Consider the following 12,736-nt stretch of genomic DNA (forward strand, 5'->3'; position numbering starts at 1 on the left):
CGTGCCCTGCGCCCGTGGTTCAGCCTTGCGGCCCTTGCTGTGTGCACACGACCCACCCGGCCGGTATTGGTGGTACTAACCAATTTGCCAACGACCCGCTAAATCCGCTGGGTTTGTCGACCGGCAACGTGCTGGATATGATCAAAGACATTGTTGAGCAGTCCGGTAATAATCCCTTTTGCGGAAGCGGGACTACGGGCCATTCGACGGCAACGCAGAGCGAGAATCCGACGGGCGGCTGTTCGCTGTCGGGCTATCTGATCAGTCAGGTTGTTGTTAGTGCTGAATCCCGGCAAGTGACTGTCGGGGTACTGGGAGCTACGCAGGCCGTTGAATACAGCCTGGATAATAAGCTGTGGCAACCCAGTCCGGTCCTAACGGTTCCCCGCGCGGTCTCCTCGATAATCTACGTGCGAACGCCGGGTTGTCTGACGTTTGTGAGTGTGCCGGGTAGTGGAACCCAGCTTAGTGGCGTCACCGTCATTGCGATTCGCTATCAGGGTCAGATTTCGATTATTAAACTCTCCAGCGGGGCGTGCTATCTGGCTCCCACCGGATGGTCAGGCCGTGTTGATTCAGTTGTTGAGACAAATGCTCTGCTTGCCCAGGGTTTTGTTCTTGATGCGGGCTGCGTGCTGTTCAATTCCGGTTCCCTCGAACCCAACGGCGGAACGGCTACGGCTACAGCGACAGCTACCGGAACCGGGACTGGAACTGGAACTGGAACGGGTAGTGATAGCGGTACGGGATGCCATATGTATGGGCTGAGTGCCGGGTTTATGAAGCCTATCGCGGAGGGTGTGGGGCTGCTGTGGGAGTTTGCTTCTTCGGCCGTTGGTCCGGTAATCTTTGAGCTGGTGCGTACCGATACCAATGCCGTTGTCTTTTCGGAAGAGCGCACCCTTTCCTTTACGGGCGGGCAGGCGGGTCAATTGTTCTGGACAAATGCGGATATGTCTTTGCCGGTGCGGCTAGATGTGCGGTCGCTGTTCCGAACCAATTGCGTGATTAGTTACGATTTCGGTTCAGCAACACCCACGGCTACGCCGACCAGTGAGAAGAAACCCGCGCTGGTCTGCGGCTTTGGTGATATTACCATCTTCGGCGGACCCAATCAGTTCCGCAACTTCGTCATCCCGGCCAATACCTTCTCGGGTGGCGGGCTGCGCTATGCGCTCTATAACGAAACGACAGGGGAGGATTATACGGGTTATCTGGGGCTGCATAAACCGGGCTTGCAGAACTATAATACCGTCGCGACTGATCCCGCATCGGAACTCTATGCGACCCTGTTTCTCAATGAAATTACGGTGGGTACGCTCAATCTCAAGCTGAGGGCCTACAACTCACTGGGAGAAGCGTTCTATTCCTTTAAACTGTTTGCGCTGGCTGATCCGGTTTTAGCGAAAATTCAGCTTGCCATCAGCCAGCATAAACCTGGTATATCCGGGGTTGCCGCCTTTATGCTAAAGCTGAAATCGGATGAACCAACCACGGCAACGCTGACTCCTCAGGGGGATTGTGCGACGGCGGGTGCCAGGCGGGGCGATACGAGCGGTCCAGAAAATGAATTGCTCTTCGAGGATGTGCCACCGGGCATTTATGACCTGACGGTTCAGACGGCGAAAGGCTCAGGCCGTGTAGCGGTTTCGGTGCCTTCGCTCAGTGAAATGCAAATCGTTGTTCCCAAGCCGGGAACCGCTAACCTAACGTGTCCCTGTCCGGAGCCAACGCCAACCCAAACCACGACGCCGACACCGACTGAAACATCAACCTCAACGCCAACGACGACGGGAACACCGACTGATACCACAACACCGACACCAACGGGCTACAAACCGGTTGGCGAGCCGATTGATGTTGATTTGACGCCGGGTTCGTCGGGCTACTTTCCGGTTGGTGAACCCGTTGACCTGGAAGCCTTCCCCGTTCCCACGCCAACCACAACGCCTACGAGTAGTCCGACACCTACCTTTGAGCGGTATCTGGAAGTGATCGGGGCTTCATCGGTAACTGATCCTTCGCAGACCCAATATCAGGCCATTCTGCATCAATTAGACGGTACGACCGTGGATGCGACGGCGCAGTCAAGCTGGGGCGTTACCAATTCCCGCTTGCCGGGGGGGGGATCTACGCCTGGCTGGGTGATTGATACGGCCGGGGGTAAGCTGAGCGTGTCTGCCGGTTCGCTGAATGCCATTCCGGTAACGCTGATTGATTTTGTGGCAGAATTCGACGGACTGCGGGGTACCAAGACCGTAACGATGACCGATAACACGCTCTACGTGGAGCCCACGCCAACCACTAGCCCAACAACGAGTCCAACCAGTTCGGTCATCCCGGCAGATCAGGTGGGGTCGGCTGCGCTTAACATCGTGACCCTGAACGGTACGGTGGGGGGCACCTCGCAGGGGGCAGCTGAATGTTCGGTAGTACTGACCACGCCGGGGCTGTCGATTACGGGCGTTGAGTGGGCTGCCGTTGCCGATACGGCCCGTTGTTTTCTGGGCGGTAGCAGCGTTGAGACGGCGTATGCGGTGGCGACCTTCGGACATGTCGCGCCGGTCGCTCCGGCGGTCATCGGCAACTACAGCTTCGGCTTCAACGTCAAGAAACTCCGTACGGATTTCTCTTCGGTGAGTCGTCTGAGCTTCGATGTTCAGGTCGATCCGCTTCAAACCAGTACGTATACGGTCAACCGGGTCAACTACAGTCACCACGCGTCGGCGGGTCTGTCCTCGACATGTCCGGATTCCTCGAATCCCTGTCGTCCGTCCTATTATGGCTACGCCAGTATGGGTCAATCGGTGGGGGGCTACTGGCACTATTCATCGGATCAGTCGGGTTCGCGCAACGGCTCGGTATCGCTGGCCAGTCAGTTTACCATCACGGCGGGAGCCAAGAAAAAGATCGGAGTGATGACGCTCGATCTGACAACGGGTATCGCTGAGTTTGTTCCAATCAATTATCCATAGGGAATACCCCGTAAGGCGTAGGCGAGTACGATTTCTGAAAAAACATAGTATCATAATTTCAATCATAGATGGCGCCTAGACGTTATTTTACACTCAATACGGTAAGTGGGGTATCTGAAACGGACCCCTCGAATGTGATCATTGACGGGCCGGTTTCCGAAACCAAAGAACAGGCCGCTTCCCGGCTGATGGCCAACCCCTCAACCACGAAGCTGTCCGGTATTCCCGGACCGGCAAACATGAGTCTGGAAGTAGACTGTAATGTAAGTGCCCGAACGATTCTCTTCAAGGGGTATGTACCCGATGGTACCACCTTACGGATTGAAACCGTATCGGGTAATACCTACCAACTGGCCAACGCCCAGAACCCAACTTTGAATATGGGTGTGGATTATCCCTTTGGCCCGTATAGTGTGGCCGGTTCGGAACTGAATGCCAACTGGGCTTTCGGGCCAAAGGAGGGTGTATCGAACTCTGGTGTTCCCAGTGAACGGTTGTTCATTACCCTTAAAGACAGCAGCGGCAACAAGCTCGTTACGGTAGCCTTTACGCCCTCGACGGTAACGGGGAAAAAGTTGTTCACAAAATCGGCTTCGTCAACACCAACGCAAACGACAGCCTTGTTTACCAGTACCAACGGTTTCAATTCGATTTATTCCTACAAATCCGGACAAAACGGCGGTCAATTACAGATTCTGGGTTCGGGTTCCGGTGCCTACGAACTGAGTTTTGAAGGGGTGGACCAAAGCCTGGTATTATCGAATAACGATAGCCCCACGCCCGGTTCAATTCCGACCAACACGTTTTTGGCCAATGGCCCTTCGGGCAATCCGACTTATTCCTATGACTGGTCACTGTATGGGGTTACGCCGGGGGTTCCGCTGCGGGTTAAGGTTCGCAAGGATGGCGGTTCGCCGGATACGTTTATGTTCACGCCCAGTAATGCCAGCAACCAGGCGTTTACCAGTGCTGGTTTGTCGAACCCAACGCCAACCCAGACGGCTAGCCCAACAGCAACCACTACGGGGATTCCTACCGTTACGCTGAAAGATGCAGAAGGCTTTCTGATCTATTCCGATCAGGGCTGGTCGGGAGCTGACGAGAAGCAGATTGAGAATGGCCAGATGCTGATGAAGTTCAAGCGATCGGTCGGAGCCTGCCCAACGTGGGTGTCGCTCAAATCCGATGGCCTCAACCTCTGTAATGATGAACAGACCGGACCCAGCGGAGCGCGCTTTTCGGATAAAGGGTGCCAGTGGCAATTTAGTGCCTATAGCTCGCCGGTTGCCTTTGCCGCGCCGTATGTCATTGGTGGCCGGGGCGAAATGGGAACCGGTGCCAACCCGGTACAGGGCGGCTCGACGGCTCCCTACTATGGCGTTTCGCCGGTCGAAAAGTCGGCCATCGTCAACGATCCGGAACGCGGAGTGGTCTTCTGCGCCCGGGTTCGCGGTCTGATCTGGAATTTCCCCTACGAACCCGGTCATATTCCGGTCGATTTCGAATACTGGTTCATGCCCGATCAAACCATTGGTTTCCGCTGCCGAAGCAACGTGGAGGATCGCGGCAGCCGGGTTCCTGAACAGCGTACCTGGCAGGCGATCTCCCAGGAGCTTCCCTGCCTGTATAACATCGGTGATCTGAACTTGCACCGGTCCAAACTCAACGGGCAGGAACTCGATCTTCGGGCGGGTACGCCGATGGGCCAACAAGGCCGGGATTACTTTACCGATGGGTGCTGGTCGGGTTCGTATACACAGGACCGTTCGAAGGGTGTCACCCTCTATACACCTCAGAATGCGATTCATCGTTCGTGGCAGAAACACGCTGAACAAGGTCAGTGGATGGATACGGCCTCTGGCTACATTAACGCTGGGCCCAAGAGAAACTTTGATATTCCGGGTAGGTATATCGATTACGGGTATATCATTCTGGGGGGCTATAATTTCGCGCAAAACCGACTGGCAACCCTGCCTGCCATCAGTCAGGAGTTCGATTTTGATTTCTCCCAGTCGAATAACAGCTGGTGGAATGAAGATTCGCGGTTGCAGCGTGATCCGGGTACGGGTTTGATGAAGTGGTTTTTGGGCGATGAGAAAGTTGACGGCGGTACCTACAACTACGGTCGCTTCCTTTCTCCCGTACGCGCCTGGAAAGCCAGCGAGTTCCGCTGTATCGAAATTACCATGGCCGTACACGGAACCAACCGGCTGAACCTTAAATACGCGCGGCCCGGTGAGTTCGATAGTGTCAACTCGCTCAGTCAGATTAGTGTCAACGGGGATGGTGTCGAGCGGGCCTATACCTTCGATGTGCCCTGGGGGGCTGACAACAGCCTGATTTCCTACGTGGGTATGACGGCTATTACGCCAACACCTTCCAACGCCTACGCGATCGTGCGCCGGATTCGGAAAGTGTAGTACGAAAGAGGGAAGTAGTTGACAGTTGCGGGAAAACCTAAAGATTTTCGACTACTTCCCTTATATATGTATAAATCATCATACATAATTTTCTTACTTTTATCGGGTAGTTAGGCTTAGCAGGTTTGGCTTTGAGCCATCCTTGCCCAATTGGTAAGCTACCTGACCCAACCCCTCAGGCTGGGTTTAATTCGCACAGAAAATGCCCTCTTTACTATCTGGTTTATTGCCGCGCGTGCTGCTGCTGGTTGCCATCGTCGGGGGGCTGGTGTGGCTTGTGGTTGATTACCTGGGCCGGGGTACGACCATCACGGAACTAACGGCTACGCTTTTTGATACGCGGGACAGCCTGCGGGTTGAACGCAGACATCGCAGGCAGCTTCAGGTTGACTCAACGATACTGGAGAACCAGTTCCTTAAGGCTGACAACGAACGGTTGAGTCTGCGGACGCAAATGGCCGAGGCTCAAACCAGCGTCGAGCAGATGCAGGCGGGGCTACAGAAAGCCAATGACCGGTCTGACCGGGCGGTTGATCAAATGAGTGCCCTGGAGAAAAAGCACGCGGCCGATATAGGCGTACTGGCGACCAAAGTAGCGCTGGGACTTCCGACCACCGAGCGCGATACGGCCGTCAATGCGATCATCGCCAAACAGTCGCGGAAGATCAAACGCTATGAAGATACGGTGATTGCCGATTTGAACCGGGCGAATGCATATCTGAAGGTGGACAACGACCGGCTGAAAGGGGAGGTGTCGGATTTGGAAACCGAACTCAACGGGGCCGTTCGTTCCAGTCTGCAAGCCGAAGATAGCTGGCTGAAAGAAAGTCAAACCCACCGGTTCGGGGATTTGCGGGGTAAGGCCCGCCGGAAGAATGCAATGGAGAAGGCCGATGCTGTACGCCTGATCCGGGAGGGTAAATCCGTAACGCCCTAATCTATTAACTCAATTCTCCTCTAGGATGTCTCTGCATATTCAAGTATTCAAGATGCTCTTTGTTGGCCTTTTCTTTATGGCCGGGAGCATAAGCGCCGATGCGGTGGGCGAATGGCTGGCCGACCGGGTAATTAACGGGGTCGTCATTCTGTGCATTCTGGTGGGGTCGATCTATGCTTCGGTCAACAGCGATTCCAATAAAACGCTGAGTCTGACCAAACGCTACGTATCTCAGTTTACGTCCGTCTTTCTGATGGGACTCATTTCGGGCTATCTCATTGATACCCTTCAATGGAACCCCTACGTCTTCTGTATTCTGGGTCTGGCCCTGGGGATCGGTTCGGATTTCTGTTTGCGCTGGATACTGGCCTGGTTCCAGAACTCAGATGGTTTTGTTACCCTGTTTACCCGTATCTCCGAGGTTGCCAGGGCCGCTTACTCGGCCTGGAACTCGGTCAACAATAAACCCTAATTCTAACCTTCTACCCGGATGGACACGCAAGCACGAATCAAGGTTATCACCTTCGCTGTGTTGATACTGGCCTCAATCGTACTTTGGGGCACAATGATGATCGCTACGCACCGCAAGGCATCGTGGCACAATGGTTTACTGGTCTGTATGCTCACAACGGGCATAGCCGCCTTCGGCATTTTCAGTGAGCAAATGCAACGCTACAGTTTACTGGTTACCGGAATCGGTATGCTGGTTATGTTTCTGGTTGTGTTTTTTACCTATCAGAAAGACCAGCCCTTATCGGGTGAAGCCATCCGGTATTCGCGGACTGTCCTGCGCTGGATGGGGATGCTGACTGGGGGCGGGGCTCTGCTGACGATGGGGGCTACCTGGTTTGTGATGCATCAGGCCGACCAGAAAGAATTAATCGAATCGAATCAGGATGTGGCTTTGGCCGTCAGGGGGCTTTCCCGGCAGGTCTATGGTCTGGATTACCGGGTAGCCAATCTGGAATCCAGCCAGGCCGAAGATCGGGCCTTTAAGGTGCAGATTCTAACGGAACTGGGCTACTCCCGCCAAAACCAGACGGCCCTGCTGAAAGGCCGGAATAAAAATGCATTGGTTCCCCAGCGGGTTACGCTTCCCCACATACAACCGCTCTCCCCCAGACAACCCGCCAAGCTACAGCAATCTCAACCCGCGCAGACCCTGCCGGATACCATCCGGCAGGGAAAACCAAAAAAGGGGGTATTCAACTGGCTCAAAGGCTTGATCTCCGTCCGGGACACGTCGGCTTATCCCGACTCGACTTACATGGTTCAGGTTCAAAATTTCTCCCATTCCTATGAGCAAAAGTAATGCACCGGCCAGCGTTGCCGAACAAATCCGGCGACTGCGGCAGTTAGGCTGGGCCGTATGCGATACGCCCGGCTATACCCTAACCGACACACTACTTCGGTTTCAGCATGCTTCAGTCACTCCGGAGGGTAAACGACTGACGGTAGATGGCGAGTACGGTCCGCAAACACAGTCTGCTCTATTCGACGTATACGCGCCTTCGTTAGCTGAGAAGCTCCCTCAGCGAGTGCTGGTTGTGGCGGCTTCGCAAGTGGGTGTATCGGAGGTTCCGGTCGGGTCCAACGCCGGACCACAGATTGATATGGTGCTCTCGTCGGTGGGGCTGGGTCGTGGCTATCCCTGGTGCGCGGCTTTTGTGTACTGGTGTTTTGGGCAGGCATCGCGTCAGCTGGGGGTAAAGAATCCTTGTCCGAAAACAGCGGGGGTTTTGAATTTATGGGATTTGGCGGGCTACCGGTCAACGGGCCTGAGACGGATCACGGCTGCCCAGGCGCAGGCGAATCCCGCGCTGGTCAAGCCCGGTATGCAGTTTCTGCTGAAGCTGGGCTCCACATCAGGGCATACCGGTTTGGTGGAGCGGGTGGGGGCGGGTGGCCAGCTAATCACCCTGGAAGGAAACACCAATCAGGCGCTGTCGCGGGAAGGGACGGGGGTATTTCGACTGAGCCGGCGAACGGTCAAGTCGGTCAACCTGGGATTTATTGAGTACGCTTAACTTTCCTTTTCCTATCGTGAGACAGATTCTTTTCCTCTTTATCGGGCTGAACATCAGCCTAACGGGCTTTGCTCAGATCAATACAAAGTCTGATGTTACTTTCAAGTATATAGATGGTGTTCTCAAGTTTCAGCTGGGAACAAAGACCTACGTGCCGGTCTCTCCGGTGAAAGCCGTGGGGGCTGGTCTGCGACTGGACCCCGACGGAAACTTGTCGGCCGATCCGTTGTCGTCAGGTGTCGATGCGGCTACCTTAAACGCCCAGCTTGTCGAGAAAAAGTCTTGGAGGGCCGTCGCTACCTACCAGGAGCTTAAGAACCTGGTCCCGGTGGCCAATACGCTGCTTGAAATATTTGTGCGGGCGGATGAAAAACGCGGGGGTGGGCCAACGACCTACAACCTGATGCCCAATGGTGACTGTTACCTGACTTCCTTTTTAGTAATCAAAGACAATTAATACGCGTGAAAAAAATACTCTTTCTTGTTTTTTCCCTGATTACCGCTTTCGTACAGGGTCAGTCATTGCCAGCGACAACCATTGGGGAAGTTGCTGATCAGGTTTTCCGTCAGCAACCCAACTCGCCAGGTTTGTCTCCCAGACATTACCGGAATGAGGACAGTACGAAATTGGCGGTGATTGCTCAGGTTGGAGGCCGCAATCTACTTGACAAAAGCCTGATTGTGCCAGGCCAGTACTCGAATGTGAATGGCTTTTTTGCAACCCCTTCGTTCAATGGCAGGCGGTCAGGTTTTATCCGGGTGAAACCCGGCACGACCTATACGGTTTCGGGTATCAATGTAAATTTTGTCGGAAACCAGTATGATTCCCTGTTGACGGTTTCTTCTCCGTTAAGTACAGCGGGTGGCGTCTTCACCAGTTACACATTCACGACATTGCCCACTACGGCCTATGTCGGGCTGAACATCAATGCCAACGCGGTTTTTGGGACTGACAATACAGCTATGCTCAACGAAGGAGCTACAGCAGTGGGATATGAGTCGTTTTTGCCCACAGCCGTAAAAGGTGAGTTTGTGACGGGTCGGATTGCGGGGGTGATGTATGAGAAGGATTACGCCACGGTAGGTACCAACCTGATCGACCCGGCCGGTCTGGTTTCTGGGAGCTATTACGGTTTCTCATCCAATACCATAACAACCGCTTCGGGCTGGGTGCGAACCGGGTTGATTCCGGTTCGTCCCCATACCATTTATACCCTGTCGGGCGTAAACACTACGTTTGTCGGCTCCGAATTTACCAGTGCCGGTCAGTCCAGCCGGATTCGGGTGCTCTCCCAAAGCGGTACGCTGGTGAACGTTATTTCCTTTCGGACCAGCTCAACGGCGGCCTATGTCGGGCTTAACATCCAATCGGTGGGGCAGACAGCCTCCGCAGCCACGGCTCAGTTAGAGTTAGGCGGCCGAACCGCTTATGCGGCCTATACCGCTACCGGCGTAGCAGGTGCAACCGGATCAAGTAGCTCCCTGCCGAATCTGTTTGTGTCCTATAGCCCGCCGGGCGGTGCCCAGGCAACGTTCACAGTGTATTGCCGGTATGCACCCGGCTCGACCTATTATGTCGGCTACATACTCAAACGCTACGTGAATACAACGGAGCGGGCAGATATGTACCGCATTATGGGTGCTGACCTATACCAATACTTGGGGGGAAGTATGATTGCCTCAGGAGTGAATCTGCTGACAAATGGAGAGAGTGAGAATGTCTGGAAGGCGGTCGGTAAAAGCGATTTTACGGGTGGGGTTCATGGGGACGAATCGCTGACGAGTGTGAGTTTCTACCTCAACTCGGTGGCTCTGTCCGCTTCCGATTTGACGGTTGGCTTTAGCTTAAAACCGGCTTCGGACTTCTGGTATATACAAACCTCAACGATGATCGAAACGGATAACGCTACCCTTACACCGATGGCAACTCATCAGAAGCGAACTGATTTTGTTGTGGGGGGCTATAAGACGTTTAATCGGCTGACCTGGCTGGCGAGTCCCAATGTGGATGTCTGGTACTCCGGCATTGCGTGCGTAGCGATTTCGCAAGCTGATGTGGCCTACGATGAGGATTTTACCAATTACGTGTTGGACCGCTCGAAAACGTCGGGTACCCGCATTATCAACAAGCAGGGAGGCAGACGGCAGATTGACTACTACTCGGCGGCCAATAATATGGGGGTATCGGTCAGTAGCCAAATTCTCAAACCATCGGCTCAGGACGTAAATGCCAAACTCGAATTGTGGGATGTTCCCGACTATGCGAAATATTATCGGGGGTTATATGCTCAGACACCGGCCATTGGCGATGTGTGGGAAAGTCTGCAGACGGTTCGTCACTATAAAAATTAAGACGTCTTATTTCTGATTTACCCATGTTGAATCAATCCAATGTATGGGGATTACTCTATACCCATCATCTGGTACCGGATCGTGTGCTGGCCCAGTCGCTGGCCACGATTCGGGCGATGGGTCTGCCCGATGAGCAGCTGGTAATTTCCTGCCATCGGCCGGATGCCCGGCTACCGGACCGGGCACGGAAGGTTTTTCATAAGTCTGACAATGCCAACTGGATTCCGGCGATCTACTCCCAGATGATAGCCGGGTTATCGTTGATACCTGGGGGTGATCGGGTGCTGACGCTGGAACACGACGTGTTCTATCCGGTAACGTACCTCGATCAGATGAGCGCAGCGATGACCGAAGCGGGGAGCGTTTATTACTATACCTTACTGCGTCATCTGGATTTGCGGGATGGGCAACGAACAGAATTCTGGGCCAGTGATTCGAATGGTACCCGTACCCTGCAATCATGTGCCGGTGGTTACGTCGATACCCTGATGGGCTTTGCGCGGGCTGACCTGGAGGCCTATAATGCGGGGAAGCTCGATAAGGCCTTTGAACTGGGGATGGGCGGGGGCGGCTCCTGGCGACGGGTGGATGGTGATCAGCCCGTACTGGACGTTCGGCATGGGGCCAATACGACCAGTACGGGTTACGAAAAAGAAGCTTATTTTATTGAATATAAGAACGCATACTGGGGCTACGCCCATCAGCTGCGGAAACGGCTAATGTGAAGTTTCGGAGAAGTGAATATTTGGAGTTTTTATTTTTATTGAATAGCTACCTACCGCAACTGTTTGAGCCTATGTCTTTCAGCGGTCTAGTAATTGGGAGTACCTTGTTTTATTTTCTCTATTTATGGCTAACTAATAGAAATAATTAGGCCTTCTGAACAATACCTCGCAGTTAGGAAGTTCCCTCCTTAGTTGCATAATTTCACGATCATCGACATCTTTACAATATCTTAGATCAATAACTTTTAAATTATAGAGACCGTATAATGGAGTTAAATTGCTTAAAAAATAATTTGAAGATAAATTTAAATATTCAAGTTTTTGAAGTGACGAAAGGCAACTCAAATCTGTGATACCCATGTCTATAACCTCATCGCCAAATTCATTTGTCTCACCGCTACACCAATTACCCATTGAAATGTCTAGATATTTGAGTTCGATTAATTCTTCTAAATCGGAAGCATCTGGGGCATATTGATGAATAACTAGCCCAATTAGTGTCTTTGAATGAGCTTTAAGTTCTTCCGGTTCAAATCTACTAAATTTTAAGATTAGCCATCTAAGTGATTTGAAAATTAATAAGGAACCACCTGTATTCGTTATAATAAATGGTAATGTATGGGCCCATTGGAAACTATGGTTCGACTTCGGGTATGATTCTTGGCTTTGCTTATCATTGGCATAGGTCGAGCTAATTAAATCTCCACCGTTAAAATGGGCGGGTGCGGTATAAAAATAGGTATCAAATAAAAGCTTTCTCCTACTGACAAGATCATTGTCATATTTTCGGGTTTGTTCAAAACGAATACTAAAGTAATATTCCAGAAAAAAATTATCTATAAAGTCTATATAATCATCTTCATAATTACGTTCTCCTTCAAATCTCTCATGTATCAAACTATTTAATTGGTCTGATAATGCTAAATCAGACTTGTATTCATTACTTATGGTATTCCATATCTTTAATTTATCAAGATAACTATCGTATTCCATATGGTTTTTAAATTCTTTCTTGAGAAAATCTCGTTTTTGACTGTTGGTTATTTTACATGGAAAACTAAAAGGGTATAATATAAAACAGTTCATGAAAATTCAAAAACTTAAATAATGCCCAAAACTTGCGTCTCCTAATTCACATTATGGCAGTAAGTTTAATAGAATTCCGCATAATAATAAGAAGAAGCCAATAATAAATAGTAATAACCTGAAGAAATAACTATTTATTTCAAATGTGTTTCATGAAATTAAATAGTTCTCTGATAGTCAACCCAATAGGGATGAAGTATTAAATTTTGCAAAT

Annotated in this window: 10 protein-coding genes; 9 read left to right on the forward strand and 1 reads right to left on the reverse strand. The window is 51.9% G+C overall.

Annotation, left to right across the window (positions count from 1 at the left end; genetic code table 11):
• Nucleotides 1–41: 41 nt before the first annotated feature.
• The 9 genes from CRO74_RS31245 (at nt 42) to CRO74_RS07050 (ending at nt 11,436) form a co-directional block, all read left to right on the forward strand.
• Nucleotides 42–2,975, forward strand: coding sequence for a hypothetical protein (locus CRO74_RS31245; RefSeq protein WP_097125265.1), 2,934 nt, complete (start codon nt 42–44; stop codon nt 2,973–2,975).
• Nucleotides 2,976–3,043: 68 nt separating this feature from the next.
• The gene (locus CRO74_RS07015) at nt 3,044–5,395 is read left to right on the forward strand and encodes a hypothetical protein (RefSeq protein WP_097125266.1); all 2,352 of its coding nucleotides are present in this window, start codon (nt 3,044–3,046) and stop codon (nt 5,393–5,395) included.
• Nucleotides 5,396–5,597: 202 nt separating this feature from the next.
• Nucleotides 5,598–6,332, forward strand: coding sequence for a hypothetical protein (locus tag CRO74_RS07020; protein WP_097125267.1), 735 nt, complete (start codon nt 5,598–5,600; stop codon nt 6,330–6,332).
• 25 nt (nt 6,333–6,357) lie between these two features.
• A complete protein-coding gene (locus tag CRO74_RS07025; RefSeq protein WP_097125268.1) occupies nt 6,358–6,804 on the forward strand; it encodes a hypothetical protein in 447 nt (148 codons plus the stop codon).
• Between the two features lie 18 nt (nt 6,805–6,822).
• Nucleotides 6,823–7,644 (forward strand): hypothetical protein, encoded by an 822-nt coding sequence (locus CRO74_RS07030; protein WP_097125269.1) that lies wholly within the window; start codon nt 6,823–6,825, stop codon nt 7,642–7,644.
• The gene (locus tag CRO74_RS31810; RefSeq protein WP_218840205.1) at nt 7,631–8,359 is read left to right on the forward strand and encodes a CHAP domain-containing protein; all 729 of its coding nucleotides are present in this window, start codon (nt 7,631–7,633) and stop codon (nt 8,357–8,359) included. Before CRO74_RS07030 ends, CRO74_RS31810 begins: the two co-directional genes overlap by 14 nt.
• A 16-nt stretch (nt 8,360–8,375) precedes the next feature.
• Nucleotides 8,376–8,816, forward strand: a complete 441-nt coding sequence (locus tag CRO74_RS07040) for a hypothetical protein (protein ID WP_144035884.1) — start codon at nt 8,376–8,378, stop codon at nt 8,814–8,816.
• 5 nt (nt 8,817–8,821) lie between these two features.
• Nucleotides 8,822–10,711: a hypothetical protein gene (locus CRO74_RS07045; RefSeq protein ID WP_097125271.1), complete on the forward strand. Its 1,890-nt coding sequence runs from the start codon at nt 8,822–8,824 to the stop codon at nt 10,709–10,711.
• Nucleotides 10,712–10,734: 23 nt separating this feature from the next.
• Nucleotides 10,735–11,436 carry a hypothetical protein gene (locus CRO74_RS07050; RefSeq protein WP_097125272.1) on the forward strand — a complete coding sequence of 234 codons (702 nt, stop codon included), beginning with the start codon at nt 10,735–10,737 and terminating at the stop codon, nt 11,434–11,436.
• Nucleotides 11,437–11,568: 132 nt separating this feature from the next.
• Here the strand turns inward: CRO74_RS07050 and CRO74_RS07055 are convergent, their stop codons facing one another.
• On the reverse strand, nt 11,569–12,429 hold the full coding sequence (locus CRO74_RS07055; RefSeq protein WP_097125273.1) for a leucine-rich repeat domain-containing protein: 861 nt from the start codon (nt 12,427–12,429) through the stop codon (nt 11,569–11,571).
• Nucleotides 12,430–12,736 lie beyond the last annotated feature (307 nt).

Origin of the sequence: Spirosoma fluviale (assembly GCF_900230225.1) — a bacterium.
Taxonomy (GTDB): Bacteria; Bacteroidota; Bacteroidia; order Cytophagales; family Spirosomataceae; genus Spirosoma; species Spirosoma fluviale.